The organism is Pseudomonas sp. IT-P253 (assembly GCF_949768125.1).
Classification (GTDB): domain Bacteria; phylum Pseudomonadota; class Gammaproteobacteria; order Pseudomonadales; family Pseudomonadaceae; genus Aquipseudomonas.
In genome coordinates, this window is record NZ_CATKPT010000044.1 from 298,687 (window position 1) to 324,400 (window position 25,714).

The following is a 25,714-nucleotide window of genomic DNA, read 5'->3' on the forward strand; positions in this document are numbered from 1 at the left end:
AAACGGTAAATGAGACAGATGGACATTGCCCGGTTGCTGCGCGAAGCGCTGCTGCACAGCGGTTGCACAGGCGCGCAACTGGGGCACTTCGACAGCCACAGCACCATTGAAATGCACATGAGGGATGTGCCCAATGTCTGCGTGGGTGACGTGGACGGTGAGGTGTGGGTCTGGGCGTCGATCACCGAAGCCAGGCCCCGTGCATTCGACCATTGCGCCGTCGATCTCTGGCAGTTTTTATTGCAGGGCAGCCCCTGGTCCCGCAGTGGGCAGTTGCACCTGTGCGAGGTTCAAGGCCAGCTCGAATTGCGCCTGATGTGCAATGAACAAGCCCTGTGCGATGCCCCTCATTTTGCACAAGCCCTCGACGCCTTTGTGGCCGCGATCGAAGAACTGTGCGGCATTCTGCGTCTATGAATACGCGGTTGGAACGACGTGCCGCACATCCCTTGCGCCTGAGTGGGCCATTGATCGAGGCGGCACTGGTCGATGTGGTCATCGGTGAGGTGTGCGAGGTACGTCAGCACTGGCGTTCGCCGCAGCTGGCGGCCAGGGCGCAAGTCATCGGGTTCAAACCCGGCGTGGTGCTGCTCAGTTTGCTGGGGGATGCCCGTGGGCTTTCCCGGGAGTCGCTGATCGTGCCGACGGGCTCGGTGCTGCGTCTGACGTGCAGTGATGCCCTGCTCGGCAGTGTGGTTGATCCACACGGCAACATCGTCGAGCGCCTGGCACCGTCGCCAGCCTTTCTTGAGCAGGATTATCCGGTGGACGCCAACCCTCCGGCGTACCACCAGCGTCGGCCGGTGGCAGCGCCATTGATGACGGGCATTCGCGCGATCGATGGTTTGTTGACCTGTGGCATCGGTCAGCGCATCGGCATTTTTGCGGCGGCCGGATCGGGTAAAACGTCGTTGATCAACATGCTGATCCAGCACACCGAGGCCGACGTTTTTGTCATTGGCTTGATCGGCGAGCGCGGTCGTGAAGTGACCGAGTTTGTCGAGCATCTGCGCCAATCGCAGAAGCGTTCGCGTTGCGTGGTGGTGTTCGCCACCTCCGATTTCTCGTCGGTGGATCGCTGCAATTCGGCCCTGCAGGCCACCGCTATCGCTGAGTATTTCCGTGACCAGGGGCAGCGTGTGGTGCTGTTGCTGGACTCGTTGACACGTTACGCCCGGGCGCGTCGCGACCTGGCGTTGGCGGCCGGCGAAGCACCGGCGCGTCGCGGCTACCCGGCCTCCGTATTCGATGCCTTGCCGCGCTTGCTCGAACGCCCCGGTGTGACGGCGAAAGGCAGCATTACGGCCTGGTACACGGTGCTGCTGGAAAGCGACGATGAGCCGGACCCGATGGCCGAGGAGATCCGGTCGATTCTCGACGGGCATATTTATCTCAGCCGCGATCTGGCGGCCAAGGGCCATTTTCCGGCGATCGATGTGTTGCGCAGCGTCAGTCGCGTGGCGACACAGGTGACGACTGCGCAGGTGCAGCAACTGGCGTCGTCAACCCGGGAAATCCTCGCGCGTCTTGAGCAGTTGCAGATATTCCTCGACCTGGGGGAGTACACCCCGGGTGCAAACGCGGCCAATGACCACGCCATGCAACGGCGTGAGGCCTTGACCGAGTGGTTGCGCCAGCCGACGAACGACTGCTCTCAGCCTGAAGAAACCCTGCGGAGTCTGCATGAACTCATTGCCTGACTGGCGTCGATTGCTGGCGTTCAGTGATACCCGTCAGCGACGTGGCGAACAGGCCGTTCTGCGCTCGCAACAACAATTGCTGCCACTGCGTCAGGAGCTGGCGGGTTTCGTTGAGCAGGAGGCGTCGTTGCTCGGCCTACTGACCAGCCATCGCGCGCAAGATTGCGTTTTGGATCACGGGCAATTGCTGGCGTTGCTGCGACGCCAGGCGGTCATCCGGCGGCAGATACACGTGTTGCATCTGGAACATGACCGCGTGGCCCTGCAATGCCAGCAAATCGATGAAGTGTTGCGCGAGCAACAGCAACAGCTGCGTGTTTTGCAGCGCAAGCACGGCCAATACGAACGGTCTGTCCAGCAGGTAGCGCGGGTGCAACGGCTTGAGCGTGTGCGCCAGGAAGAAAGGGAAATAGAAGACATGACCGGAGTACGGCGATGAAAGAGGTTTCTGCAGTCCCACGGTTACCGGTTCCAGAGGCCGAGCCTGGCCTTGATGGCTCTGTGGATGAACTTGAGGACAAGTTTGTACCGGCTGAAGAGGATGAGCTGCCGCAAGGTGTGCTGGATTTGCTTGCCACATTGACGGTGCGCCATGGGCCAAGGGCAGGAACCGCTAGCGGAACGGCACAGGCATCGATTCACTCGTCGCAGACTGAGGTTGTCGAGCGTCCTGCATTACTGACGCGCGTGGAGGGGGGCACTGTGCATCAACGACCCGTACCGAATCGTCTGGAACCCGCGGTTTCGGCCCTTGAACCGGTTGCTATGTCGACGTTGAGATCGACATCGACATCGACATCGATATCCACGTCAAAATTAAAATCCGAAGCGCCGTTGCCGCTGATTGAACCTCCATCGCGCCCGATTGATCCGTCATCGCCGTCCAGCGAACGGATCATCCCGAGCGACGATGTTGAATTCCCTGACGTCCTGCCAATCGCTCCTGACAATCGTCATGCGCCGTCGGTTGCACGGACCTTCAGCGCTTCGGCCCCGGCGATGCCGCCTGCGCCGCCGCTCGAGATTACCGTCGAAGAAGTCGTTAGCCCGAGTCGTGATTTTCTCCAGGTTCCGTTCAACAAAGGTGCCGCCAGCGGACAAGTAACGATCACTCGAACGCCTGGCGAGTCGGTGTCGAACCTGGTGCTCAGTCCAAGTAATGCTCAAGTCTTCGAGCACCTTAGAGAGCCTTTTGAACAGGTTCGGGATAGCCACTGGCGCCTCGCCGACACGGCGGATGAGCAACCGCATCACGGCTCGCATCAATCGTCGGACGATGAGCAGGAAGAACAAGAGGAACGTCCGGCATGACAGCGCTGGCGTTACGCGGCGTGAATGCGCTGGCACATACCCGTTCGCAGACAGTTCGGCGCTGGCAGCGGGGCGGTCATTGTGCCGGGGTAGGCAGGCCCGAAGGGGCTGGTGGTTTTTTGCGTTTTTCAGCACAGGGTGAGCAGGGTGCCTGGCAGGGTTTGATCATGGCCCGCGACTGGCTGCATCACTCGCTGCCGCAGTTGCCATTATTGCTGGCGGTTGAGTGTCCTGCGACCAGTATCGCCGGGTTGTTTCGTGCGGTACCGCGTCCTTTGGTGATCGAGGTGGACGAGCTGCACTACCAGCACCTGTCTGACGTCGAGTTGATTGAACCCTCGTGTTTGCCTGCGCAGGAGTTGCCATGGCTCGACACCTCTCGGGGTCGACTGTGGTTCACGTTGCTGCCGCCTGAATGCCCTGCGAGCGGGGCGCAGGAATCCTGGCTGACCGATTTGCCGATGCACCTGGAATTGCGACTGGGCGTCAGTGACCTCAGTTGCTCAAGCCACTTGCGGCTCGGGGTTGGCGATGTACTGCGGATCACCCGGCTGACGCACCAGTGTCTGCTGGCAGATTGCGCAATCGGCGTTTTCACGTTCACTGAAGAGGGATTACACATGGAACTGACTGTCGCCGATTCGAGCGAGCAGGACGTTGTCGAGCTTGATCATTTACCGGTTCGTCTGGAGTTCGTTCTGGCGACCCATGCCATCGAGTTGGGCGCGCTGAAAAACATCATCGCCGGCCAACTCATTCCCCTGGCCGCCGACGTGGCGCAGCACATTGAAGTGCGTGCCAATGGCAAGCGGGTGGCGCGTGGGGAATTGGTTCAACTGGACGAGCGTCTGGGCGTCGAGTTGCTTGAGGTCTATCGGAATACCGGCGATGAATGATGTGTCGCTGATTGCGCTGCTGGCGTTTGCTTCATTGCTGCCGTTTCTAGTGGCAGCCGGCACCTGCTATATCAAATTCTCCATCGTATTTGTCATCGTGCGCAATGCGCTGGGGTTGCAGCAGGTGCCGTCGAACATGGCGCTCAATGCGATTGCACTGATGCTGGCGATTTTCGTGATGACGCCGGTCATGAAGCAGGGGTACGGCTATTACAAGGAAGAGCAGGTGGCCTTTACCGACGTTGAATCGGTGGTGAGTTTTGCCGAGAACGGTTTGGGTGGCTACAAGGACTACCTGCGCAAATACACCGATCCGGAATTGGCGCAGTTCTTTGAGCGCGCACAAGCGGCACAGGGCGGAAACGAGACCGGCCTGCCCGACGAAGAAGTGCTTGAACCCTCGCTGTTTTCGTTATTGCCGGCTTATGCGCTGAGTGAAATCAAGAGCGCGTTCAAGATCGGTTTCTATCTGTACCTGCCGTTCGTGATCGTCGATCTGGTGATCTCCAGCATCTTGCTGGCACTGGGCATGATGATGATGAGCCCGGTGATCATTTCGGTGCCGATCAAACTGGTGTTGTTTGTGGCACTGGATGGGTGGGCGCTGCTGTCTACCGGTTTGGTCAAGCAATACCTGACCTTACTGGTTTAGGGGGCTCGATGAACGATCTGGTGTATGCCGGCAACAAAACCCTGTACCTGATTCTGCTGATGGTGGCGTGGCCGATCATTGTCGCGACCGTGGTCGGCCTGGTAGTCGGTCTGGTTCAGACCGTGACCCAGTTGCAGGAGCAGACGCTGCCGTTCGGTTTCAAATTGATGTCGGTCGCGGCCTGCCTGTTTTTGCTCTCGGGCTGGTACGGCGAAACGTTGCTTGATTTCAGTCGCGAAGTCATGCGCCTGGCCTTGAGTTAGGCCGATGACGGTTTCGCTGTTTTTCGATCTGTACGCCTTGCTCGCCGCCGCCGCCCTCGGATTCGCCCGGCTGGCGCCGATATTTTTCATGCTGCCGTTTTTAAACAGCGGGGTGCTGACCGGGGTTCCACGTCAGGCCGTGATCATTCTGGTCGCCTTGGGGTTTTGGGCCTCTGTCGGCGAGCCGCTGCCCCGGCTTGACGGGTTGGCCTTTTTTGGTTTGCTGATGCGCGAGGCCGGTATCGGCGCATTGCTCGGGTTGCTGCTGTGCTGGCCGTTCTGGGTACTGCACGCCATGGGCAATCTCATCGACAACCAGCGCGGTGCAATGCTCAGCAGCACCGTGGACCCGGCCAATGGCGTAGATACTTCGGAGCTGGCGAACTTTCTGCAGTTGTTCGCCGCGGCGGTGTACCTCGAAGGGGGCGGCATGCTGTTGATGCTGGAAACCGTCGGCCACAGTTATCGCATTTGCGCGCCGGCCAGCTGTGAGATGCAACTGCAACCGATCCTCAGCCTGCTCGATGCGCTGGTCAGCAAGACGCTGGTGATCAGCGCACCGGTGGTGGCCACGTTGTTGATCAGCGAGGCACTGCTGGGTCTGCTCTCGCGCTATGCGCCGCAGATGAATGCGTTCTCGGTATCGCTGACAATCAAGAGCCTGGTCGCGCTGGTGGTGTTGATGCTGTATTTCGGCGTGCACCTGCCGGATGAAGTCCTGCGTATGGGGACGAAATCCCAGACGCTGGAGCATTATCTGGACGGGGAGGGTGGACATGTCCTCCAGCGCCTCAAAGACTGAGAAACCTACCGCCAAGCGTCTGCGCGATGCGTCACGCAAAGGGCAGACATTCAAGGCCAAAGACCTGGTGATCACCTGCCTGACGTTGTGCGGCATCACCTACATGGTGTTCAACAGCTCGCTGCTGGACGTCATGGAGGTCTACCGACGCATCATCGCCAGTGACTTTGACGCCGACCTGCAAAAGTATTCGGCGATGTTGGTGGTGATCGGGCTCAAGGCGCTGCTGCCGCTATTGCTGGTATGCGTCTTGACCAGCGCGTTGCCCGCGTTGCTGCAAAGTGGTTTTGCGTTGGCCAGTGAAGCCCTGAAGCTGAATCTGGGCGCCTTGAACCCGATCAATGGCTTCAAAAAACTGTTCAGCATGCGCACGGTCAAGGACACGGTCAAAGCGCTGCTCTATCTGGGCAGCTTTGCCCTGGCGTTGTAGATTGTCTGGGTCACCCAGCGCCAATTGTTGTTTGCCCAGCTGTTTGCCCAGGCGCCGGATTTGTTCGCGATCTGGGGCCATTTGCTGCTGGTGTTGGTGCTGGCGTTTCTGGGGTGCGTGCTGTTCATCGTCGTGCTCGATGCGCTGTGCGAATACTGGTTGTTCATGAAAGATCAAATGATGGACAAGGATTCAGTCAAGCGCGAACACAAGGAGCAGGACGGCAATCCGCAGATCAAGGGTCGCCGCCGCGACTTGCACATGGAGTTGCTGTCGGAGCAGGTCAAGTCCGACGTGCGCAGTTCGCGGATGATTATTGCCAACCCGACCCACATCGCGATCGGTGTGTATTTCCGTCCGGAAATTACCCTGTTGCCGTTCATCTCGTTGATGGAAACCAATCAGCGTGCGCTCGCCGTCCGGGCTTATGCCGCCGAGGTCGGTGTGCCGGTGATCAACGACATCGCCCTGGCACGGCGAATCTTCAAGACCCATCAGCGCTACAGCTTCCTGCAGGTGCAGGAGGTCGAAGAAGTCCTGCGCCTGTTGATCTGGCTCGAGCAGGTCGAGCAGGCCTGATCCCTTATGCCCCTGCAGGAGCGAGCTTGCTCCTACAGAAACGCAGCTTTCTTTATCCATCCAGAGGTTGGCATGAGCGCAATTTGGCAGCGTGGCTGCCAGCGCTTTGGCTCAATGCATGCGTCAGCGATGCTGGCGTTTTTTCAGGAGTGTGGCTGATGAGTCGCAACAATCAACAAGATGAACAGGTCGCTCTGGCTGTCGTCGATGCGGTGCTCGCGGGAGCGCCATTAAAGGATGTGCAGGGCATCAGCGACGAGCACATGGACGGGTTGTATGCCTTCGCCTTTCAGTTCTATGAACAGGGAAGGCTGGACGATGCCGAGAAGTTCTTCCACTTCCTGTGCATCTACGACTTTTACAACAGCCATTACTGGATGGGACTGGCCGCCGTACACCAGCTCAAACAGAACCACCAGAAAGCGATCGACCTGTATGCCATCGCTTTTGCCCAAGGCAATAACGACTACCGACCGATGTTCTACACCGGCCAGTGTCAGCTCGCCCTGGGCAAGATCGGCAAGGCCAGGTTGTGTTTCGAATACGTGATCGAGCAGGCCACGGAAGAGGATCTGCGCACACAAGCCCAGGTGTATCTCGACACCTTGGAACACATGGAAAGTACTGTCAGGAGCAATGAACATGAGTGAAATCAGAAGCACATCGAATACGGTTTTTCAGAGCCGGTCCGAAGCGTTTGAAACCTATGGCAAGGCCGCGAGCCAGGCTGCCCGCACGGTGGATTATCAGAAGGCAGGTCAGGCCGCATTGGCCGGTTTAATGACGGTGAGTTACGACAGTGACTCCGGTAAAGCCACGGCGGGTGCGGGGCGTCCGCAACTGCATGCGCCGCCACCGCGTGCGGATGGCAACAAGCCGGAAAGCAACGCTGATTTGTTCACGCTGTTGATGGCAATGATCTGCGAAATGCTTGGCGAAGTAGACCAGAACAAGCTGAAAAATCGCCTGGCCATGCTGCAATCCATGGCCGGCGCCAAACAGCAGGGTTATGAAAAACTGGCCGCTGAGTACGCCGAAGCTGTTGACGCACTGGAGGCAGCCGAAGGTGCCGTTGGCGGCAGTCAGGAACAGCTCGAGGCATTGCGCGAGCGGGTCCTGCATTTCCAGGGCTTGCTGGATGAAAGCGAGGCCCGTCTGGCCGGACTGGATCCCGATTCAGCGGAATATGCAAGTGAACTGGCGCGGCGCGATCAGCTTAAAGGCGAACTGGCGGCTCATACCCAGACCTTTCAAAAAGCCACCGATGCACATCTCAAACTGATCAATGTCGCCAATGCCGCCGCCAAAACCCTGGCTGGCGTGGCCGCAAAAGTGCAGGAGGCGGGGCTCGGTGGGCCGCAGGTCAAAGAGTCGCAGGAGAAGGCGCTGAGCAGTAGCGCACTGGCGCTGCTGAACCGATTGAAAATCATTGAGTTGCTGGGCGAGTCGGCGCAGAACAAGGAGGAACTCAATCAGGAGCTGTTTCTGGAGCTGCAGGCCAAGCTTCAGGAAAAGATGCAGCTTGAATCGGATAAGTACCTGGAAGAAGTGCGCAAGGCCGAGGCTTTGCAGAAGACCATGGGTTGCATTGGTGCGATCGTTGGCGCGCTGTTGACCGTCGCCACCATTGCTATCGGTGTTCTGACCGTCAATCCAGTGCTCATCGCGGTGGGCGTGATTGGCGCGGCGGTGATGATTTCGGATGCGGTGATCAAGGAAACGACAGGGGTGTCGTTCATGGCTGAGGCCATGAAGCCACTGATGACGTTGATGCAGGAAGCCATCAAGCTGTTTACCGATATCTACACCAAGTTGCTGATCGCGTTTGGCGTCGATCCGGAGACCGCAAAGGACATCGCGCAAATCGCCGGCATGATCCAGGGCATCGTATCAACCCTTGCAGCCATTGCATTGGCGGTTATTGTCGGGGTTCAGGTGATCGGACCGGTCGTCTCCGCGGTTGCTTCGAAACTGGCCTCCGTGATTGCTCAGGCGGCCCCTGCGGCCGTGCAGGCCATCAAGCAAGTGGCGTCGTCGGTGGGTAACACGCTGACCCAGATGCTGACGCAGTTGCGCAGCTTCATCACCAACGGTGCCGATCCCGCCTCCCTGGCCCGCTACGCGGCCAATCTCGAAATCGCTCAAGCCGTCACTGAGTTCGGCAACGTAGCGGCGCAGGGCGGGTTACAAATCAGAAGCGGCCAGCATCAGGCCCAGGCTGCCGTGCACCTGGCTGACGTGCGGGTGCGCATGGCGGTCAGCGAAGAAATCACCTCCTACCTTACTCGCCTGGTCGAAGACTACGGTCAAGCGATGCGGGACCGAACCCGACAGGTCGAACAGGTTTTTGCCGATATGCAACGCAGCCATTCGGTCAGCTCGTACATGGTCCGACTTGTTTGAACTCATCCATAAAAGGTATTCGTCATGACCGCGATTAATAGCACGGGCGTATTTGCTTCACGCTCGATGATTGAGGCGCAAGCGTCCGCAGCGACCGAAAAACTGTTTCGCTCGCCCAATGGCCCTGCGCTGAGCCACAAGATAAATCAACAGGTCCTCAATAATATCTCCCCTTCTGCGGCGGAACTCGAAAGCGCCATCGACGCCTATCAGCCCAGTGAGTCCGACCGACAAGACTACGTTGCCGTCTCGAAGATGCTCGAGGATGAAGTGCTTAAGATGCTCGAGGATGAAGTGCTTAAGATGCTCGAGGATGAAGTGCTTAAAGAGCCGGTGTTCGACCCGGGCGCCTGGGAAAAACACGCCAACGTCCTGGTCGCCGCGATCATTGCCTTGAACGTCGCACGGGTCTCCAACGCCATCCTGCGAGGGCATTTCAGCGTCATGGCCGCCGAGGCCGGCAAGGCCCAGGGCGCTGCCATCATGGAGTCAGGCAAGGCCGCGTTGTACAGCGCCATCACGGCCGCGGTGGTTTCCGGTGCGATAGCCGGATTTGCCCTGGCCAAAACCTTCCAGGGCCAGGGCCTGAAACATGCCGATATCAATGTGAATAAACGCAATTCTCTCGATGCCGGCAACCTCGAGCGGGACTTGACGCGTGATCGCGCACGCGATGACTGGAGTCCTGACACGACTTACAAAGTCAAAGTGTTCGATGATTTTGGCCGGTCGAAGACCGTGGACTTCAAACCTCAGGGCACCGTGCTGACGCCGAAGGAACAAGCGTGGTTTGACGCTGAAATCCTCAAGGCCCAGAAGGTGGGCCAGACATCGGACTGGCTGAGCCAAATGAGCGGCAAGGGGTTCGAGAAGAAACTGGAAATAGGTCGTGCGCTCAATGCAATGTCCATGAGTCTCAGTCAGGTGGTGGCCAACATGGTCAGAATTACCGAGCATGCCGCCCGCGAAAGAGAAGTGCTGCAGCAAAGTGCGCAGAACACTCAGAAAAGCTTGAGTGACGAGATCGGACAGAAAGACGCGGCGGACGCGGCGTTGCTACAAAAGTTGATGGAGATGGTGATGCAACTTTTCCAGTCGCGCATTGAAGTTATCGGCGCGCTGACCCGCGGCTAACAGGAGGATCAAATGAGAATACCTGGCTTTACACCTCCACCTGGCAGAGCACCGGCGGACTTCAACGTTGAGAAGCACGCACCTGTGCCACCAGAGAGGCCCCCCGAGGCGGGGGCCACGTTCACACCGGGTGAGTTGCTGGACCGTGCTATCAAAAAGTTGAATAGAAACCAACAGACTATGTTGAAGAGTCAGTCAGGCGCGTCTGAGAGTCGGTCGCAAATGTGGCCTCAGCAGCTACGCCAATGTGGTTCGGTGATGACATATTGCCTGCAAACGCTGCCCATGGAGCAACGTCAGCAACTTTTACACGAGCAGAGCCTTGTCTTGAGCGAGCTGAGCAAGGCGTGCAAGTCACCTGAAATTACCGATGCGTTCGACGTTGGCGTGAAATCATCGAATGACTTCTTCGACAAACTGCTCGAATTGATCGACCTGATCAAGAACGGTTATCTGGCGGGCTACGAACATATCATCGCGGCCTATTCGGACTTCTTTGCAGATTTCAATAAAGAAATAACGGCAAAGATGAAGGATTGGATTGAGGGCGCGAATGACGGTAAAGAGGTCCAGTTGAATGCACGCGCGATCAGGCTAGCGTTACAGGGTCTGATTGAAAAATACTCCAAAGCACCTGCAGGGGTATTGTTTCCGGCCCCAGGAATGGAGGGCGCCAGCAAGGAAGAAGCCGAAAAATGGCGCTTGGCATTAGGCCTGCCTGCAAGCTGCTTGAAAGACAATGGTGATGGCACCTTTAGCGTGATGATGGACCTCGGACCGCTGATAATTATGAGTAATAGCCTGCCGTGGTTCAGTGATTGGGTTACTTGGGATACATCAAAATTCCAGGCCTGGCAAACCGGCTTCAATGCCCAGGAAGAACGCCTGAAGAACATGTTGCAATCCTTCACCCAGAAGTATTCGAACGCTAATTCGTATCACGACAACTTCAATAAAACCTTGTCTTCGCATCTTAATCAGTATTCGGACATGCTTAAGGCTATGTTGAATTTCTGATGCGGGTAGCGTTCGCGTAAGTCGCGGATTTTAATATTAAGAAGATGCGCAGTTCCTAATCCCCTGTAGGAGCGAGCTTGCTCGCGATGGACTTAAGAACGGCGCGTTTATTCAGAAAACTCGCGTTATCGTTAACGTTCATCGCGAGCAAGCTCGCTCCTACAGGGGTTAATTGACTGGCACTACTCGCAGTTCAGTTCGTTCGAATCGGATGTCTGTTATTTGTGTAATAGGTAAAGGAATCGCGAAGTATGCAAAATGTTGATCTTGAGATTGAGCGGCAGGTAATTAAAGTATTGTCAGATTACTTTTCTGTGGGGCGTCGAAAAATTGAAAGTAGTTCGCGGCTGGTGGAGGATTTGTACATGGACTCCATGAGCGTTGTGGAAATTGTCATGGCGTTGAATGAAGCGTTTGGCGTTGAGTTGCCTGCAGAAGAGGTAGCGGGGTGGAGAACAGTTGCTGATATTTGTTATTTGGTGGGGAGCTGTCGGGTTAAATATTTAAATTGATAGGTGGTGGAGAGAGTCTGTATTTATTCATGCTGTAAGGAGTTGTGTTTTTTAAGTGTTGTTGTAGTCGATGTGGTGTTTTTTTGCGTCAATAGCCGTTGAGGATGACCACCAGATAAGTGGTGGTCATTTTTCAGTGCGGAAATTTATCAGTGAGTTGTAGGTGTTCGCCTGGCGCGATTCTCTAGTTGTTTTGCCAGTTCAAAGTTGTCGATCTCAATAGTTAATTGCTTGTCGAAAAGGTCATTTTGGTTGCTGGAAATTAATGTGTCTAGTGATTGGCTGTCTATTTCTGAAAGTTCGCTATCGATGAATTCTGCGGTATCTATAGAGAATTCGTTGTGTTCAATTTCGTTAAGTGATTCCATTTGATAAATAGCAAGCGCTGGAAGCAACGAGGTTTCTACATAATTTGGTTCTTTGTAGTCAGTTAGATGTTTCTGCTCTCCAGTTGTCAGTGGAGTGCCTAGTTCGAATTTTGAAATTAACAAGGTATTAAGTTTGTCGCTCAGTACGAGTACCTGTAGATGCGTTATCTGATCCTGGAGCATAGTCATGAAAGCTTCATTGCTTTCGATTTTTGTTTGTGGGATTGCTTCGGTGTTATTGGTTTTTAGGAATGTAATTGACGTGTTGGAGAAAGCTTCGCTTGTATGGGCAAGTGTCATTGTCGTTCCCATGATCGCTGGGTGAGTCTCCACGCTGTGCGGTTTAGCTATAGGGAAGTGATTCAGGTCACCTCTTGCGTACAAGTTTCTCTCTGTGGGTTTCATCTCGGATTCTGAAATGTATTTTACATTGCGTGCATCACCGTTTTCAGATTTTGATGAGCCTAATTCATACTTTAAATAAGAGTCTTTTTCCGAGGTTGATTCTGTTTTTGGACCTTCCTGATAATTAACGTTGATATAGCCTCCAGACAGAACTTTTGACGCCAATGTCCAACGATGGTAGTGGGGGCTATCCTCTTCTCCGAGTCCGCTGCCTCTGACATTAAAGGAATGAAGCCGCAGATTCCAGCCCTGATCCGCGTTAGACATTATGTAGAACTTATTGAAAAAGGGAGCTTTGGCTGAATTTTTTTTACAGCTTTCAAATAAGGTGTCGTCGGTCTTGATGTGTTTCAGTATGGAAATAAGATCCTGTTTTGAAATGGGTTCGATGTCCGCGGTGACTCCAGGACTCTGCTGAAAACCGAGTTCGGTATCTGGACGGAAATCCCTATAACGTTCACTGATCATGGTAAACACGTTTTGATAGGTTTTTTCGTTGTGTTGTGTTGTTGAGCTGGATTCATTAACGGAGCTATTAGGCGAGCTTTCGCTTGTCAGTGGTCTTACTGTAAGTGGAGTAGAAATGCTTGATATGGTCATGGTTGTATGTTTTTGGATTGGGGGGCGGCACGATATATTTTTGTGTGGTGATTTTCTTATATAAAAAGCTCGCGATCATGTTTGCTCACCATTCGAGATGCTGGTTTTCGATAAAGGCTATGGATAATAGATCCGGAGAATATTCCTACAGTCCGTGTTGCAATTTCGTAGGTCTATAAGTTCCTTGCCCTACGGAATAGTCCTGCCCAACTTTCTATAGTCGCGCAGCTTGTCATCTTTAAGCCGTTCCAATCACGGCCTAATCGCGTTTCAGTACCTTTCTATAGAGATATGCCCGTATATGGACAGTGCAACTGATCAACCACCATTCAGGTCATTCGTTTTTGACCAATGGCTACTGCAAAGCGATGGAACGCTGATGCGAGACGGTAAAGGATCACACGTCCCCCCCAAAGAGTTACACGTATTGCGCCTGCTGCTCAGTTCAGCGGGTACTGTGATCAGCAAAGACCACCTGCTGGACAACGTGTGGCCCGACACCGATGCTGCCGAGGAATCGTTGACCCGATGCATCTACGCACTGCGCAAGCTGCTCAAGGAAAACAAGGGCTTCATTGCCACGGTGTACGGTCAGGGTTATCGGTTTACCTGCCCGGCGGTGGCGCTCGATGCTCCGTGCGAGGAGCCCGTCGCCGTGCCATCGTTGGCCGTTCTGCCTTTTCGTGGCACGAGTGAAGCGGAGGCGCTGGATCTGCAGGACTCAATGATTCGCCAGTTGACGACAGCCTTCGGCGAGTCGGTACGTTTCGTCCCCTGTGGGCTGATGGCGGCCTTTGACCTTCCGGTCGATGCTCGGCTTTTGGTGGAAAGGCTGGCGCCGGATTATTACGTGAGCGGTCGTTTTGTTGGTCAAGGTGAGCAACAGCAATGGTCGATCGAGCTGATTCGTGGCCGTGATCACGCACTGATTCATGGGCAAATGCTGGATGGCAGTGCGCTGGATCAGTCGCTCGCCGAGTTGGCCTGCCTGATCGCTCAACGTCTTCCCGGGTTTCGTCCCACGGGTAATTCCTGTTCTTCCTACCCGGCGGCGGTGGCTTACCTCAACGGGGTGTGCAGTTTGCAGCGGCATACGCCGCAAAGCCTGCGTGACGCGCGGGTGCAATTTCGACAATGCCAGCAACTCGCGAGCGGCTACTCACCGTCATGGTGTGGCTTGGCGGATGCCTGGCTGGGACAGGCGATGCTTGGGTTATGTGAGCAGGCTCGTGCGATCAATGAGGCCGATGCCGCCATCTCCAAGGCATTGTTACTGGACCCCTGCAACACCTTGGCGCTGACACGTCTGGCGTTGCTTACCAGTCTGCGAGGTTGTGAGGACGCCGCGCAGGCGCTGTTTCGACGATGCCTGTTGGCGTCCGATCAGGCCGACGTCCATTACTTCCATGCCTGGCATCACTGGTTTTGGCGGCGCAACGAACAAGCGGCCCACAGCATCGACACCTGTTTGCGTCATGACCCGGATTGTGTGCGGGCGCAGATCTTGCGCGTGCGCATCACGCTGACCGCAAACCCCCAGGATGCCGCGTTGATGGCTCGTCAAACCTTGCAGCAAGGTGCATCGGGGCACCCGCTGTTAGTGATTTTGCATGCCGTGGTGTTGGCCTACTTTGGCCAGCACGCGGCAGCCTGGCATGAACTTGAGCAAGCCGGCCTGAGTGACAGTGCTGCCGGTGAGCAAGGTCTGGCGGCCTGGAACGTACTGTTCGGGGTCAATCCGCTGATCGCCCGTAACCAGTATGCAAACTGGCTACGTTCGGCGCGGTCTCGATCCCTTGCTGAAGTGCCGTCGCCACTGTGGTCCGGGGTGACGGACGGGCCCATGGTTTCTCCGCTGTGGAGGTCTATGCCGCGTCAAACACCCCAGCGGGATTGGCGGGGGCTCAGCGTGCCGCCGTTCCACAACGGGCGGCGATTGGCATGACCAAGGTTCCGTGGTTATTGCTGTTTGCCTGTCTTGGCGCCGGGCAGGCGCACGCTTTTTGCTGGGCGCGGGCAGGGCAATTGCACGCGCTCGAACCCGAACTCCTGCAGGCCATTGCCGACGTGGAATCGGCACAGCGGCCGGACGCGATCAACTACAACACCAATGGTTCTCGCGATATCGGGCTGATGCAGATCAACAGCATTCATTTGCCCCGTTTGCGTGCTCAGGGCATTACCGAGCAGCGGCTGTTGGATGAGCCTTGTCTGTCGGTTGAAGTTGGCGCTTCGGTGCTGGCCGGATTTGTTGCCCTTTATGGCTATAACTGGACCGCCGTCGGGGCCTACAACGCCGGGAATGCGCCTGATCGGCAAACGGCCCGTCTTCGCTATGCGCGCAAGGTCTGGAAGCGTTACCAGACGTTGACCCGCCGTGCCGTCGCAGAGTCGCCATTACAGGGCATCAGGATAGATTCTGATCGCACTCGTGCAGGTTCGGCAGAATTCGATCAGGAACATCCAGGGTGATGTTTTTAGCATGGGCGCTCATTCACTGCCTGGAGCGTGATCGGTGACAGACCTGTCGGCCCCACCTCTACAACCCTGTGTTCTGCGGATCCTTAATGGCCCGCTGCAAGGTTGCGAGTTCCCTCTCACTGAGCCCCGAACGTTGTTCATCGTGGCGCCCGTAGACCTGCTGGGGAAATCGACGTGCCCGGTCAGTGTGCCTCCGGAGGCGATCTTCGTTCCGCTGGATCACGGCGGATGCAATTTCGAGGTGTTGCTCGAAGAGGCCGTGCCGGGTGGCGTGACACTGCGGCTCCTGGACGCGCAAGCCGAGACTCGCCATTGCCTGTTTCAGCGCAGCGAGCACGTGGGCGGTTTGCAGATTGCCGTGCGGTTGCCTGATCAGGATTGGGCACCGCAAAGCCTGGGTCTGCAGCCCCCACCTGCACTTCAGGCAGGCACTCGGCCATGGCAGCGAAACACCCTCGTCAAATGGCTCGGTGGCGGATTGACGCTGGCGCTGTTGATGGCGTCGATCGGCCTCTGGTCGGTGCCCGAACCGACTCCGGAAACCGATGTACGTACCTTGATCACCGGCGTCAGCGCCGAGGTTGAGGTGGTGAATGGCCGAGACCAGACGATCTATGTGTTTGTGACGTCCGAGCGGGATGCCGGCTGGAGCCGACAGGTGTTGATGCGCAACAACCTGCTGTCCGGCAAGGTTCTGGTGAGGAATCAGGAACGTCGTCGGCTGGAGCAACTGTTGGTCGACCATGACCCGCAACTGGCCTGGCATTCACTGGATCTCAAAGATCCCTCGGTGCCACGGCTGTTGATCAGCGCCCAGCGCAATGTGCTCACACCGCCCATGCAAACGAGGCTGGTCAACGCCTTGCTCGAGGCGGCGCCCTATGCCCGTGAAGTGTCGGTGCAGGTGCAGGACGACACACTGCTGGCCAATCTGGCTCAGGACGCGTTGCAACGACTGTCGCTGGTGTTCAACCGGATCGAACACGGTGACAGCGTCACGTTTGCCGTTGAAGGCAACGTGCAGGATTCCGAGTTGGCAGCGGTTCGTCACGTTGTCGACGGTTTTTACCGGCAGTGGGGTGATCGTTACGTGCACTTCGCCATCGACCTCAAGGACGACGGGCTCAAGGGCAAGTCGTTTCAAACCGGCCCGCTGGGCTACATAAAAATGACCTCGTCGTCTTGGCATTTTCCAACAAAACTATAGAAGGTGATTTATGGCTAATCCTGGAATTCCCCCCTTTCCGATCCTCTTCCCGGATGATTTCCTCGGGCGTCAAGCCGAGGCGTTCGAAAACGGTGCCACAACGCTCAAGAGTGCGCTGGATAAGGCGCTGGAGGACTTAAAGGTAGACGCGTCGGACCCGGGGAAATTAGCTGCTTATCAGACCGCGTTCTCGTCCTACACGGTATTCCGAAACGCCCAGACCAACACGATCAAGGGCTTCAAGGACATCGACATGGCGATCATCCAGGCCGCTCGCTGATTCTTTCCTTTTCGACCGGCCATCGTTGCCTGACGGTGGCCATTTCCATGAGTGCACCGCATGTCTATCCCAAACATTGCCCTTTCGATGATCGAGCGCACAGGCTTCACACCGTTGCGCGGCCCACAGGAAGGCCCGACCGTTTCTCTTGAAAGCCGGTTGATCGAAGCCTTCGCCGGTTCAGCGGTTAACAGCGGGCAAGAGGTTTCGACGATCAATCAACTGTTGCAGAGCCCCGATATCACCAGCCCTGAAGTATTGACCCAATTGCAGGAGCGGGTCGGGCAGTACAACGTGGATATAAACCTGCTTAACGTGTTGGTGCGTAAAGCCGTGGGCACCGCCGAAACCTTGCTGCGTGCTTCATGAAGACCAGCGCGCTGCTTATGTTTCTGTGCGTGGCGCTGTTGGGCTGCCGTCAGCCCAGTCTGCTCGAAGGGCTGGATCAGCAACAGGCCAACGAGGTGCTCTCGGTACTGCTGCGAAACAATATTACGGCGACAAAAGTGGATGCCGGCAAAACCGGCTATTCGGTGAAAATCAATCAGATCGATTTTTCAGCGGCCGTCGATTTGCTCAATCTCTATTCGTTGCCCTCCAGGCCACGGTTGCAAGTGGCCGAGATGTTTCCCAGCGATACGCTGGTGGCCTCGCCCAGAGCCGAAAAGGCCCGGCTTTACTCGGCGCTGGAGCAGCGGATCGAACAGTCGTTGGGCGTGATGGAAGGGGTGGTGTCGGCGCGGGTGCATGTCAGTTATGACCTGGATGCCGGTGAAGGTGGACGCAAGTCGGCGCCCATTCACCTGTCGGCCCTGGCGATTCATGAGCGGGACGTCGAGCCACAATTGCTGATCACCGACATCAAGCGTTTTCTCAAGAACAGCTTTGCGGCGGTCGAGTACGAAAATATCTCGGTGGTCCTGTCACGACGATCGCCCACGCAACATGTCGCGCCATCGGCAGTGGCGGTGCATAGCCCTTCCAATGGGTGGTGGGCGTTGGGCTCGTTCACGGTATTGCTGTTGGCGGGTGGCGCAGCCTTTGGGTATCGACAGTGGGGCGGGGTGCAACGTGACAGCGTGCGCTGAGCGCCTGCGGTGGATTCTCGCCGAGCCGGTGGATTATGTGCACGCTGAGCGTCTGCACATACCGACAGGTTTCGAGGGGCCTGATGCACGACGCGCGCTCAATCAGATCGTGCTCGACGGTCTGGAGCTGCAAGGCCCATGGCCGGCGGTGCCGTTGACCGCCGTGGCCCATCTGTGGATTAGGCAGTGGCACCAATTGCCCTACATCGCCTCGTTGTTGGGTGCCTGGCGGCTTTTTCCCCATCTGGCGCGGGGCGGGGCGTTGCAGCAATTGCCACTGTCCTTATGCCGGTTCGCCAGTTACCGGGTCGGCGCTCGCGCTTGCCTGCCGGTCGACCTGGCATCGCAACCGATGCAGCAGGTCGAAGCGGCCGGTTTCAACTCACTGTGTGGCTGGTCCGAATACATACCGACGCTGTTGCTCGAGCGGCTGTCATTGCAATTCTCTCCACGGGTCGTCGACCTGCACCGACAGTGGCCGGTGGCGGAGCCCGATAAAGCCCTTTTCTTTTTGGCGGTGCAGCATGCTCGACTCCATCCGAACCCTGACTGACTTGCCCGCGTCGAGTCATGCGCGCATCACCCGCGAGGACATCGTCGCCGCGCGTCAGCGGCATTCATTGCAGCATCAAGCTCAGCGGTTGGCCCGTGACTGTGTCGGCCAGGCTCAACGTGACGCCGAGGCCATCCGCGCCAAGGCTTTTCAAGAGGGGTATGCCGAGGGCGTGGTGCGAGCGGCTGAACATCTGGCGAGCGGGTTACTTGAGTCGCAGGCGTTGGGACAGCAATTGCGCAGAGACCTCGCACAGGCCGCTCGACAATTGCTGGGCGACTTGCTGAGTCGCAGCGAATGGCTGGACGAGATGCTCGAGCGCTGGCTGGCTGAGCAACCCGGTCACACTGAAACGGTGTTGCAGGTGCTGTTGCCGTTGCGTTGCAAGGCACAGGGCAAGGACCTGCGGCAACGCTTGCAGGCGCTCTGGCCCGGCACCCTGGCGCTCGATTATCAACCGCAGGAACGTTACGTGTTTCGCTTGGCCGACCAAGTGCTGGAGTTCGATACCGGCACCACCCGCCAGCGCCTGGAGCCGAAATTGTTGACTTGCCTGGCGAACTTGCCCGAGGCGGTTCGAACGCTCGATCAGGTATCGATGCAGCGGCTCAGTGATCTGTGTTCGAGCTTTGGTGAGGTACGCCATGAAGATTGAAACCATGGCGGGCGCACACAAACCTGAGAACACGCCAGCGGTCCAGTCACTGGAGTCTCGTCTGTTACGGGCCAGTCAGGAGCTGCCCGACAGCAAGCGTCCGAATCCTGAGTTCGATTGGCTCTACCAACAACTGTTGTCCATGGAGGGGCGGGGCGAAAAGGACATCTACGCATTTATCCGCGCGCAGCGCAGTGCGGATGGCGTTACCCCGGCGTATCCGTCTGCCAAGGCGTTGATGGCCGTGACACTGCAGGTGTTGGTGCGTTTGAAAGACGAGAAGCTGCAGGATTCGCTGCTGTTTAAGGAAGTCAGGGGCGCCAATGGTCTGGCGTTCAGCATGGACGTTTTCGTCAAGGGCTTTATGCGCGATGTGTTCGCGACGATGGATGACGATGCCTGGGAAAAGAGCGAGTGGTGAGGTGAACTGAAAAAGACTGGCGGACGTTTAATAAGAATAAGGAGAAATACGCATGGTTTTACCCATTGCAGGATCGGGTGGCGCGGGCAGTAGAGTTCTGGAGAATCCTATTTCAGCTTCAAGTAACAGCACTCACCGCAGTGCGTCGGTGGTGCTTGATTCATCAAAACTTGAAGTCGCGTCGGACTTTCAGGTGGGGCAGTTGGGTTCGCCCAAGCACATCAAAACGAGTATGGAGGTGATGGATCGCGCCGTAAAAATAGAGATGGAGGTGTTCCATGAGGCGCTCGGCGAGACAGATCAACGCGTAATGGCGCAGGTTGTACGCTATGTAGACCATGGGCGTTTCCCCGACAATCCCCCTGACAACTCGCCGTTTGCTGGAATAGCCGGGCTCCATGCAGCAGATCCCGAGCAAACCCGTGAAAGCCGAATGCGCACCATGCTCGAGGCGGGCATGGATTGGCTTGAGGGTGCCAAAGGGCCTGGGCTCAACCTGCTGAATGTCGCCGGACGTACGGGGTTGATCGTTGCGTTGACTGTGGTGCTGCGCCAGATCGTCGCTTACAACGTCGAGCAAGCTCTGCGCGAAGGCGATTCACCTGAGGCCGCCCGCGCCTGGGCAGTGGTCGCTATATCAATGATCGGCCCGGCGCTAACCTTGGCAGGGGCCATTCGAAATGAGTGTGACGGGACGGCCAGTCCCGCATCGCGTCTGGGGCGTGTTTGCATGGCCAGCATTACGATGGGGTCACTGATTGCGGCGCATCTCACTGGCGCGTCTGAAAGGTTACTACCGGCGGTGGTCGGCGGGTCGATTTATACGCTGGCCAGAGGCTTGGCCAACGTCTTCATTCCATTACATGACAATGCGAATCCCGCCACCGCAGCGACCACGGGAGTAGCGACCGCTGCCTATGGTGCGGCTCAGTTTTTACTGGCGGAACTGGGACAACTGACACCGTTGAGTGGCCCGGCCCGAGCAGCCGCAGAGCTCGGTTACAGTATGGGCGCTGACGCAATCCAGGGGTTACTGAATGGCTTTGGCGTTGTCGTGGACGATATCGTCGGAATTGTTTGCAAGAGTTGGCATGTGCTATCTCCAACTCCGACGCAGGACTCGCCACTTTTTGATCTGGAAGCTTTGCCGGAAAAAATTTTGGAAGTGCGCGCCGGTGTTCAGCGACCGACCCGAACACAGCTGGCGGATGCGCTGCTCAATGTCGGGGCAATGCGTCTTTCGGTGGGGCACTCCTTCGCGTTGGTGATGGGCGCGGTAGCGACATTGCTGAGTAATTCCGAGATCGAAGAAGGTTATCAGGGCCATGTCATGAGCGGTTGTCTGGCCCTGATGGCGATGATTATTTACTTTCCACTCGTTTTTGGCAGTGTCAAACGCACCGATAACCTCTATGAGCTGCAGGAAACTGTGATTCCTTGAGTCAAGGCAAAGAGGTCGCCTGTCTCTGTCAACCCCGGCTATAATCGCCGCCACTTTTCGTAGCCCAGAGTCAAACCCGCCCATGTACACCCTGGCCCGTCAGCTGTTGTTCAAACTTTCCCCGGAAACCTCCCATGATCTGTCCCTGGACCTGATCGGCGCGGGCGGGCGTTTGGGCCTTAACGGCTTGCTGTGCAAGGCGCCGGCGAAGATGCCGGTGAACGTCATGGGCCTCGACTTCCCGAATCCGGTGGGTCTGGCGGCGGGCCTGGACAAGAACGGCGCGGCCATCGACGGCTTTGCCCAACTGGGTTTTGGTTTTGTCGAAATCGGCACCATTACCCCGCGCCCGCAGCCAGGCAACCCCAAGCCACGGATTTTTCGTCTGCCGGAAGCCGAGGCGATCATCAACCGCATGGGTTTCAACAACCTCGGTGTCGATCACCTGCTGGCCCGCGTAGCCGCGGCCAAGTACAAGGGCGTGCTGGGCATCAACATCGGCAAGAATTTCGATACGCCGGTTGAGCGTGCGGTCGACGACTACCTGATTTGCCTGGACAAGGTTTACGCCCACGCCAGCTACGTGACGGTGAACGTCAGCTCGCCGAACACCCCGGGCCTGCGCAGCCTGCAATTTGGTGATTCCTTGAAACAGCTGCTCGCTGATCTGGCCACGCGCCGGGCGGAACTCGCGCTGCGTCATGGCAAACACGTGCCGCTGGCGATCAAGATCGCACCGGACATGACCGACGAAGAAACTGCTCAGGTCGCACAAGCGCTGATCGACACCGGGATGGACGCCGTGATTGCCACCAACACCACCCTCAGCCGTGTCGGCGTCGAAGGCATGGAGCACGGTGACGAGGCGGGCGGTCTGTCCGGCGCTCCGGTTCGTGACAAGAGCACCCACACCGTTAAGGTGCTGGCCTCGGAACTGGCCGGTCGTTTGCCCATCATCGCCGTGGGCGGCATCACCGAAGGCAAGCACGCAGCTGAGAAAATCGCTGCCGGTGCGAGCCTGGTGCAGATCTATTCCGGCTTTATCTACAAAGGCCCGGCGTTGATTCGTGAATCCGTGGATGCCATCGCAGCACTGCGCTGATTGTGTACCATCGCCGCCCTGCGCTGATTGTGTAGCAGCTGCCGAGCCTGCGAGGCTGCGTCCGGCTGCGCAGCAGTCGTGAAATCAGACGCCGCGGTCTTGCAGATACACCGTACGTGCAGGTTTACGACTGCTTCGCAGCCGGACGCAGCCTCGCAGGCTCGGCAGCTGCTACAAAGGGGATTTCGGCGAAATGCTGGCATAAAAAAGGGCTCCTTGAAGGAGCCCCTGGGCCGGAGCCCGCCGTCCGGATGGGACGTGCGTGGTTAATTCATTCGATCATCAGATTGTCGTGTCGGAGTGAATAAGCCCTGTAATTAGCCGACGGCGTGAAGTTCGTTGAGTCTATGGATTCCCGCAGTGCCGGTCATACCGTCCCAGTTGTCGCCGCGTCCTTCTCGCCAGCCGTTAATCCAGGCTTGGCGTACCGACGGTAGAGTAAATGGGCAAAGCTCACGGGATTTGCCACCAACGCCATATTGATATCCGCGCAAAAATGCTCTTTCCAACGGATCACGCTTAAGTCTTCTCATAGGGTGTTGCCCTCACTTGTTGACTGTATTTATCGCGACGACCTCAATCGAGGTCTGGCAGAAAGATTCTGCCGTTGGTGGCTCGCTGCCGGCGTCGCGAGCCAAGGTGTTGGCGTCATTGCGGCGCCAACCTGTATTGAGTTCTAACCAATGCGTCACATCGAGGGAATGATCGTTTTGTCATAAGAACGTAACCATTTAGGTGGTATGGCCATAAGTAACGCGATGTTTGTCGCATATTTATTGACCAAACCCCGGTATGATCGGCCCCCCCCGCTGGCTGGTGGGGCTATTCCTTCAGTGAGGAGGGGCCTGTAGCGCCGGGGGACTATTCGACGAAGGGTCGACTTGTGACATTTTGTTGCATCAACTTTTTTATCTGTCCTTGCATCTAAGCTCATTTAACCCGAGCAGCAGGGGTGGAACGGCACACCTTCGTGCCACGCGGGCGCTCTTCGAGAAAAGCGCCTGATTGAAAACCGGACCGGCAATGCGTTGCCCGTTCACTCAGCTAAAGGTTCTGGAATTCCCATGTCCGATCGTTTCGAACTCTTCCTCACATGCCCCAAAGGCCTTGAAGGCCTGCTCATCGAGGAAGCCGTCGGGCTTGGCCTTGAAGACGCGCGTGAACACACCTCTGCCGTGCGCGGCATGGCCACCATGGAAACCGCTTATCGCCTGTGCCTGTGGTCGCGTCTGGCGAACCGGGTGCTGCTGGTGCTCAAGCGTTTCCCGATGAAGGACGCCGAAGACCTGTACCACGGCGTGCTCGATATCGAGTGGCAAGACCACATGCTCAACGATGGCACCCTGGCCGTCGAGTTCAGCGGTCACGGCTCGGGCATCGACAACACCCACTTCGGCGCCTTGAAAGTCAAAGACGCAATCGTCGATAAACTGCGCACGCCGCAGGGCGACCGTCCGTCGATCGACAAACTCAACCCGGACCTGCGCATTCACCTGCGTCTGGACCGTGGCGAAGCGATTCTCTCCCTCGACCTCTCCGGCCATAGCCTGCACCAGCGTGGTTATCGCCTGCAGCAGGGCGCGGCGCCGCTGAAGGAAAACCTCGCGGCGGCCATCCTGATCCGTTCCGGCTGGCCGCGTATTGCGGCCGATGGCGGCGCGCTGGCTGACCCAATGTGCGGTGTGGGTACGTTCCTCGTCGAAGCGGCGATGATCGCCGCCGATATGGCGCCGAACCTGCGCCGTGAGCAATGGGGCTTTACCGCCTGGCTTGGCCACGTGCCGGCGCTGTGGAAAAAGCTCCATGAAGAAGCCTCCGAACGCGCTGCTGTCGGCCTGGCCAAGCCACCGCTGTGGATTCGCGGTTACGAAGCTGACCCGCGCCTGATTCAACCGGGCCGTAACAACGTTGAACGTGCCGGCCTGAGCGAGTGGATCAAGATCTACCAGGGCGAAGTCGGGACGTTCGAACCACGTCCGGACCAGAACCAGAAAGGCCTGGTGATCTGCAACCCTCCATATGGCGAGCGTCTGGGCGATGAGGCGAGCCTGCTCTATCTCTACCAGAACCTCGGTGAGCGTCTGCGTCAGGCCTGCCTGAACTGGGAAGCCGCTGTATTCACCGGCGCCCCGGACCTGGGCAAGCGCATGGGTATCCGCAGCCACAAACAGTATTCGTTCTGGAACGGTGCCTTGCCGTGCAAGTTGCTGCTGATCAAGGTCACCCCGGATCAGTTCGTCACTGGCGAGCGTCGCACCCCGGAACAACGTCAGGTCGAGCGTGAGCAAGCTCAAGCGGAAGTCGACGTCGTCGAGAACGATGTGGCGCCGGGCAAATACGAGAAGTACAACAAGAACGGCAACCCGATCAAACCGGCTCCGGTGGTAATCGAGCAGCCGCGCTTGAGCGAAGGCGGGCAGATGTTTGCCAACCGTCTGCAAAAAAACCTCAAGGCGTTGGGCAAATGGGTCAAGCGTGAAGGCATCGACTGCTATCGCGTGTATGACGCTGACATGCCGGAATACTCCATGGCCATCGACCTGTATCACGACTGGGTCCACGTCCAGGAATATGTCGCGCCCAAATCCATCGATCCGGAAAAGGCCTCGGCCCGCATGTTCGATGCCCTGGCCGCCATTCCGCAGGCGTTGAACATCGACAAGAGCCGCGTGGTGGTCAAGCGTCGCGAACGTCAGAGCGGCACCAAGCAATACGAGCGCCAGGCGGCACAAGGCAAATTCGTCGAGGTGAATGAAGGTGGCGTGAAGCTGCTGGTGAACCTTACCGACTACCTCGACACCGGGCTGTTCCTTGATCACCGGCCAATGCGCATGCGGATTCAGAAAGAGGCGGCCGGCAAACGCTTCCTCAATTTGTACTGCTACACCGCGACCGCCAGTGTTCACGCGGCCAAGGGCGGCGCGCGCAGCACCACCAGTGTCGACTTGTCGAAAACCTATCTGGACTGGGCTCGTCGCAATCTGTCGCTGAACGGTTTCTCGGACAAGAACCGTCTGGAGCAGGGCGACGTGATGGCCTGGCTCGATGCCTGCCGTGAAGAGTACGACCTGATTTTCATCGACCCGCCGACGTTCTCCAACTCCAAGCGCATGGAAGGGATCTTCGACGTGCAGCGCGACCAGGTGCAATTGATCGACCTGGCGATGGCGCGTCTGGCACCGGGTGGGGTGTTGTACTTCTCCAACAACTTCCGCAAATTCGAGCTGGAGCTAAACCTCGCCGAGCGTTACGCGGTCGAGGAAATCACCGCGCAGACCATTGACCCGGACTTTTCCCGTAACGGCAAAATCCACCGTGCCTGGAAAATCATGGCGCGTTGACGGATAGCTGTAGGAGCCAGGCTTGCCGGCGAACCAGACGCTGCGGTGTATTTGCTGCACCGCGTTATCGTTC

27 protein-coding genes and 1 pseudogene are annotated in these 25,714 nt (G+C 57.3%); 26 read left to right on the forward strand and 2 right to left on the reverse strand.

The genetic code is table 11. From position 1 onward, the window contains the following. Positions 1-9: 9 nt before the first annotated feature. The 14 genes and pseudogenes from ACM6IR_RS21815 (at position 10) to ACM6IR_RS21880 (ending at position 11,699) form a co-directional block, all read left to right on the forward strand. Positions 10-417, forward strand: a complete 408-nt coding sequence (locus tag ACM6IR_RS21815) for an Invasion protein B family (protein WP_414909601.1) — start codon at positions 10-12, stop codon at positions 415-417. Then, the gene (sctN, locus tag ACM6IR_RS21820) at positions 414-1,700 is read left to right on the forward strand and encodes a type III secretion system ATPase SctN (RefSeq protein WP_414909602.1); all 1,287 of its coding nucleotides are present in this window, start codon (positions 414-416) and stop codon (positions 1,698-1,700) included. The genes ACM6IR_RS21815 and sctN overlap by 4 nt, the downstream gene beginning before the upstream one ends. Next, positions 1,684-2,139, forward strand: coding sequence for a type III secretion protein (locus tag ACM6IR_RS21825; protein WP_414909603.1), 456 nt, complete (start codon positions 1,684-1,686; stop codon positions 2,137-2,139). Before sctN ends, ACM6IR_RS21825 begins: the two co-directional genes overlap by 17 nt. Then, the gene (locus ACM6IR_RS21830) at positions 2,136-3,011 is read left to right on the forward strand and encodes an invasion protein (protein ID WP_414909604.1); all 876 of its coding nucleotides are present in this window, start codon (positions 2,136-2,138) and stop codon (positions 3,009-3,011) included. Before ACM6IR_RS21825 ends, ACM6IR_RS21830 begins: the two co-directional genes overlap by 4 nt. 119 nt (positions 3,012-3,130) lie before the next feature. Continuing rightward, positions 3,131-3,907 (forward strand): FliM/FliN family flagellar motor switch protein, encoded by a 777-nt coding sequence (locus tag ACM6IR_RS21835; RefSeq protein ID WP_414909605.1) that lies wholly within the window; start codon positions 3,131-3,133, stop codon positions 3,905-3,907. Continuing rightward, the gene (locus ACM6IR_RS21840) at positions 3,900-4,559 is read left to right on the forward strand and encodes an EscR/YscR/HrcR family type III secretion system export apparatus protein (protein WP_414909606.1); all 660 of its coding nucleotides are present in this window, start codon (positions 3,900-3,902) and stop codon (positions 4,557-4,559) included. Before ACM6IR_RS21835 ends, ACM6IR_RS21840 begins: the two co-directional genes overlap by 8 nt. Positions 4,560-4,567: 8 nt before the next feature. Further along, positions 4,568-4,822 carry an EscS/YscS/HrcS family type III secretion system export apparatus protein gene (locus ACM6IR_RS21845; protein WP_019689496.1) on the forward strand — a complete coding sequence of 85 codons (255 nt, stop codon included), beginning with the start codon at positions 4,568-4,570 and terminating at the stop codon, positions 4,820-4,822. A 4-nt stretch (positions 4,823-4,826) separates the two neighbouring features. Beyond that, entirely contained in the window at positions 4,827-5,624 is a 798-nt protein-coding gene (sctT, locus tag ACM6IR_RS21850) for a type III secretion system export apparatus subunit SctT (RefSeq protein WP_414909607.1), read from the forward strand. Then, positions 5,599-6,633: pseudogene (locus tag ACM6IR_RS21855) on the forward strand (EscU/YscU/HrcU family type III secretion system export apparatus switch protein). The gene sctT and the pseudogene ACM6IR_RS21855 overlap by 26 nt, the downstream one beginning before the upstream one ends. Before the next feature lie 158 nt (positions 6,634-6,791). Next, positions 6,792-7,283, forward strand: a complete 492-nt coding sequence (gene sicA, locus ACM6IR_RS21860) for a type III secretion system translocator chaperone SicA (RefSeq protein WP_414909608.1) — start codon at positions 6,792-6,794, stop codon at positions 7,281-7,283. Further along, a complete protein-coding gene (gene sctE / locus ACM6IR_RS21865) occupies positions 7,276-9,036 on the forward strand; it encodes a type III secretion system translocon subunit SctE (protein WP_414909609.1) in 1,761 nt (586 codons plus the stop codon). Before sicA ends, sctE begins: the two co-directional genes overlap by 8 nt. Positions 9,037-9,060: 24 nt before the next feature. Then, positions 9,061-10,170 (forward strand): cell invasion protein, encoded by a 1,110-nt coding sequence (locus tag ACM6IR_RS21870; RefSeq protein WP_414909610.1) that lies wholly within the window; start codon positions 9,061-9,063, stop codon positions 10,168-10,170. Between the two features lie 12 nt (positions 10,171-10,182). Further along, a complete protein-coding gene (locus ACM6IR_RS21875) occupies positions 10,183-11,187 on the forward strand; it encodes an IpaD/SipD/SspD family type III secretion system needle tip protein (RefSeq protein ID WP_414909611.1) in 1,005 nt (334 codons plus the stop codon). A 251-nt stretch (positions 11,188-11,438) separates the two neighbouring features. Continuing rightward, positions 11,439-11,699 (forward strand): acyl carrier protein, encoded by a 261-nt coding sequence (locus tag ACM6IR_RS21880; protein ID WP_414909612.1) that lies wholly within the window; start codon positions 11,439-11,441, stop codon positions 11,697-11,699. Between the two features lie 149 nt (positions 11,700-11,848). Here ACM6IR_RS21880 and ACM6IR_RS21885 read toward each other — a convergent pair whose 3' ends face one another. Beyond that, the gene (locus ACM6IR_RS21885; RefSeq protein ID WP_414909613.1) at positions 11,849-12,940 is read right to left on the reverse strand and encodes a hypothetical protein; all 1,092 of its coding nucleotides are present in this window, start codon (positions 12,938-12,940) and stop codon (positions 11,849-11,851) included. A gap of 511 nt (positions 12,941-13,451) precedes the next feature. On the opposite strand from ACM6IR_RS21885, the gene ACM6IR_RS21890 reads away from it, so the two are divergent. The 11 genes from ACM6IR_RS21890 to ACM6IR_RS21940 all read left to right on the forward strand — a co-directional run bounded on the left by ACM6IR_RS21890 (position 13,452) and on the right by ACM6IR_RS21940 (position 22,300). Beyond that, positions 13,452-15,017: a winged helix-turn-helix domain-containing protein gene (locus tag ACM6IR_RS21890; protein ID WP_414909614.1), complete on the forward strand. Its 1,566-nt coding sequence runs from the start codon at positions 13,452-13,454 to the stop codon at positions 15,015-15,017. Continuing rightward, on the forward strand, positions 15,014-15,544 hold the full coding sequence (locus ACM6IR_RS21895; RefSeq protein ID WP_414909615.1) for a transglycosylase SLT domain-containing protein: 531 nt from the start codon (positions 15,014-15,016) through the stop codon (positions 15,542-15,544). The genes ACM6IR_RS21890 and ACM6IR_RS21895 overlap by 4 nt, the downstream gene beginning before the upstream one ends. A 43-nt stretch (positions 15,545-15,587) precedes the next feature. Next, on the forward strand, positions 15,588-16,760 hold the full coding sequence (locus tag ACM6IR_RS21900; protein ID WP_414909616.1) for a PrgH/EprH family type III secretion apparatus protein: 1,173 nt from the start codon (positions 15,588-15,590) through the stop codon (positions 16,758-16,760). Between the two features lie 10 nt (positions 16,761-16,770). Further along, complete coding sequence (gene sctF / locus ACM6IR_RS21905) at positions 16,771-17,040, forward strand: type III secretion system needle filament subunit SctF (protein WP_414909617.1); 270 nt, start codon at positions 16,771-16,773, stop codon at positions 17,038-17,040. A gap of 60 nt (positions 17,041-17,100) precedes the next feature. Further along, complete coding sequence (gene sctI, locus ACM6IR_RS21910; protein WP_414909618.1) at positions 17,101-17,409, forward strand: type III secretion system inner rod subunit SctI; 309 nt, start codon at positions 17,101-17,103, stop codon at positions 17,407-17,409. Then, the gene (locus ACM6IR_RS21915; RefSeq protein ID WP_414909619.1) at positions 17,406-18,128 is read left to right on the forward strand and encodes an EscJ/YscJ/HrcJ family type III secretion inner membrane ring protein; all 723 of its coding nucleotides are present in this window, start codon (positions 17,406-17,408) and stop codon (positions 18,126-18,128) included. Before sctI ends, ACM6IR_RS21915 begins: the two co-directional genes overlap by 4 nt. Then, entirely contained in the window at positions 18,112-18,681 is a 570-nt protein-coding gene (locus ACM6IR_RS21920; RefSeq protein WP_414909620.1) for a secretion system protein, read from the forward strand. The genes ACM6IR_RS21915 and ACM6IR_RS21920 overlap by 17 nt, the downstream gene beginning before the upstream one ends. Next, complete coding sequence (locus tag ACM6IR_RS21925; protein WP_414909621.1) at positions 18,653-19,336, forward strand: oxygen-regulated invasion protein OrgB; 684 nt, start codon at positions 18,653-18,655, stop codon at positions 19,334-19,336. Before ACM6IR_RS21920 ends, ACM6IR_RS21925 begins: the two co-directional genes overlap by 29 nt. Continuing rightward, on the forward strand, positions 19,326-19,757 hold the full coding sequence (locus ACM6IR_RS21930; protein WP_414909622.1) for a hypothetical protein: 432 nt from the start codon (positions 19,326-19,328) through the stop codon (positions 19,755-19,757). Before ACM6IR_RS21925 ends, ACM6IR_RS21930 begins: the two co-directional genes overlap by 11 nt. A 52-nt stretch (positions 19,758-19,809) precedes the next feature. Further along, positions 19,810-21,198 carry a hypothetical protein gene (locus ACM6IR_RS21935; protein WP_414909623.1) on the forward strand — a complete coding sequence of 463 codons (1,389 nt, stop codon included), beginning with the start codon at positions 19,810-19,812 and terminating at the stop codon, positions 21,196-21,198. Positions 21,199-21,280: 82 nt separating this feature from the next. Next, the gene (locus tag ACM6IR_RS21940; RefSeq protein WP_414909624.1) at positions 21,281-22,300 is read left to right on the forward strand and encodes a quinone-dependent dihydroorotate dehydrogenase; all 1,020 of its coding nucleotides are present in this window, start codon (positions 21,281-21,283) and stop codon (positions 22,298-22,300) included. A 317-nt stretch (positions 22,301-22,617) separates the two neighbouring features. Here the strand turns inward: ACM6IR_RS21940 and rmf are convergent, their stop codons facing one another. Continuing rightward, positions 22,618-22,833, reverse strand: a complete 216-nt coding sequence (gene rmf, locus ACM6IR_RS21945) for a ribosome modulation factor (RefSeq protein ID WP_003223300.1) — start codon at positions 22,831-22,833, stop codon at positions 22,618-22,620. 531 nt (positions 22,834-23,364) lie between these two features. On the opposite strand from rmf, the gene rlmKL reads away from it, so the two are divergent. Continuing rightward, positions 23,365-25,641 (forward strand): bifunctional 23S rRNA (guanine(2069)-N(7))-methyltransferase RlmK/23S rRNA (guanine(2445)-N(2))-methyltransferase RlmL, encoded by a 2,277-nt coding sequence (gene rlmKL, locus ACM6IR_RS21950; protein WP_414909625.1) that lies wholly within the window; start codon positions 23,365-23,367, stop codon positions 25,639-25,641. Positions 25,642-25,714 lie beyond the last annotated feature (73 nt).

Excerpts from the sequence above, each read along its gene's own strand:
- ACM6IR_RS21815 (WP_414909601.1), top strand. The coding sequence starts at position 10 with ATGAGACAGATGGACATTGCCCGGTTGCTGCGCGAAGCGCTGCTGCAC.
- sctN (WP_414909602.1), top strand. The coding sequence starts at position 414 with ATGAATACGCGGTTGGAACGACGTGCCGCACATCCCTTGCGCCTGAGT.
- ACM6IR_RS21825 (WP_414909603.1), top strand. The coding sequence starts at position 1,684 with ATGAACTCATTGCCTGACTGGCGTCGATTGCTGGCGTTCAGTGATACC.
- ACM6IR_RS21830 (WP_414909604.1), top strand. The coding sequence starts at position 2,136 with ATGAAAGAGGTTTCTGCAGTCCCACGGTTACCGGTTCCAGAGGCCGAG.
- ACM6IR_RS21840 (WP_414909606.1), top strand. The coding sequence starts at position 3,900 with ATGAATGATGTGTCGCTGATTGCGCTGCTGGCGTTTGCTTCATTGCTG.
- ACM6IR_RS21845 (WP_019689496.1), top strand. The coding sequence starts at position 4,568 with ATGAACGATCTGGTGTATGCCGGCAACAAAACCCTGTACCTGATTCTG.
- sctT (WP_414909607.1), top strand. The coding sequence starts at position 4,827 with ATGACGGTTTCGCTGTTTTTCGATCTGTACGCCTTGCTCGCCGCCGCC.
- sicA (WP_414909608.1), top strand. The coding sequence starts at position 6,792 with ATGAGTCGCAACAATCAACAAGATGAACAGGTCGCTCTGGCTGTCGTC.
- sctE (WP_414909609.1), top strand. The coding sequence starts at position 7,276 with ATGAGTGAAATCAGAAGCACATCGAATACGGTTTTTCAGAGCCGGTCC.
- ACM6IR_RS21870 (WP_414909610.1), top strand. The coding sequence starts at position 9,061 with ATGACCGCGATTAATAGCACGGGCGTATTTGCTTCACGCTCGATGATT.
- ACM6IR_RS21875 (WP_414909611.1), top strand. The coding sequence starts at position 10,183 with ATGAGAATACCTGGCTTTACACCTCCACCTGGCAGAGCACCGGCGGAC.
- ACM6IR_RS21880 (WP_414909612.1), top strand. The coding sequence starts at position 11,439 with ATGCAAAATGTTGATCTTGAGATTGAGCGGCAGGTAATTAAAGTATTG.
- ACM6IR_RS21885 (WP_414909613.1), bottom strand. The coding sequence starts at position 12,940 with ATGATCAGTGAACGTTATAGGGATTTCCGTCCAGATACCGAACTCGGT.
- ACM6IR_RS21890 (WP_414909614.1), top strand. The coding sequence starts at position 13,452 with ATGCGAGACGGTAAAGGATCACACGTCCCCCCCAAAGAGTTACACGTA.
- ACM6IR_RS21895 (WP_414909615.1), top strand. The coding sequence starts at position 15,014 with ATGACCAAGGTTCCGTGGTTATTGCTGTTTGCCTGTCTTGGCGCCGGG.
- sctF (WP_414909617.1), top strand. The coding sequence starts at position 16,771 with ATGGCTAATCCTGGAATTCCCCCCTTTCCGATCCTCTTCCCGGATGAT.
- sctI (WP_414909618.1), top strand. The coding sequence starts at position 17,101 with ATGTCTATCCCAAACATTGCCCTTTCGATGATCGAGCGCACAGGCTTC.
- ACM6IR_RS21915 (WP_414909619.1), top strand. The coding sequence starts at position 17,406 with ATGAAGACCAGCGCGCTGCTTATGTTTCTGTGCGTGGCGCTGTTGGGC.
- ACM6IR_RS21925 (WP_414909621.1), top strand. The coding sequence starts at position 18,653 with ATGCTCGACTCCATCCGAACCCTGACTGACTTGCCCGCGTCGAGTCAT.
- ACM6IR_RS21930 (WP_414909622.1), top strand. The coding sequence starts at position 19,326 with ATGAAGATTGAAACCATGGCGGGCGCACACAAACCTGAGAACACGCCA.
- ACM6IR_RS21935 (WP_414909623.1), top strand. The coding sequence starts at position 19,810 with ATGGTTTTACCCATTGCAGGATCGGGTGGCGCGGGCAGTAGAGTTCTG.
- ACM6IR_RS21940 (WP_414909624.1), top strand. The coding sequence starts at position 21,281 with ATGTACACCCTGGCCCGTCAGCTGTTGTTCAAACTTTCCCCGGAAACC.
- rmf (WP_003223300.1), bottom strand. The coding sequence starts at position 22,833 with ATGAGAAGACTTAAGCGTGATCCGTTGGAAAGAGCATTTTTGCGCGGA.
- rlmKL (WP_414909625.1), top strand. The coding sequence starts at position 23,365 with ATGTCCGATCGTTTCGAACTCTTCCTCACATGCCCCAAAGGCCTTGAA.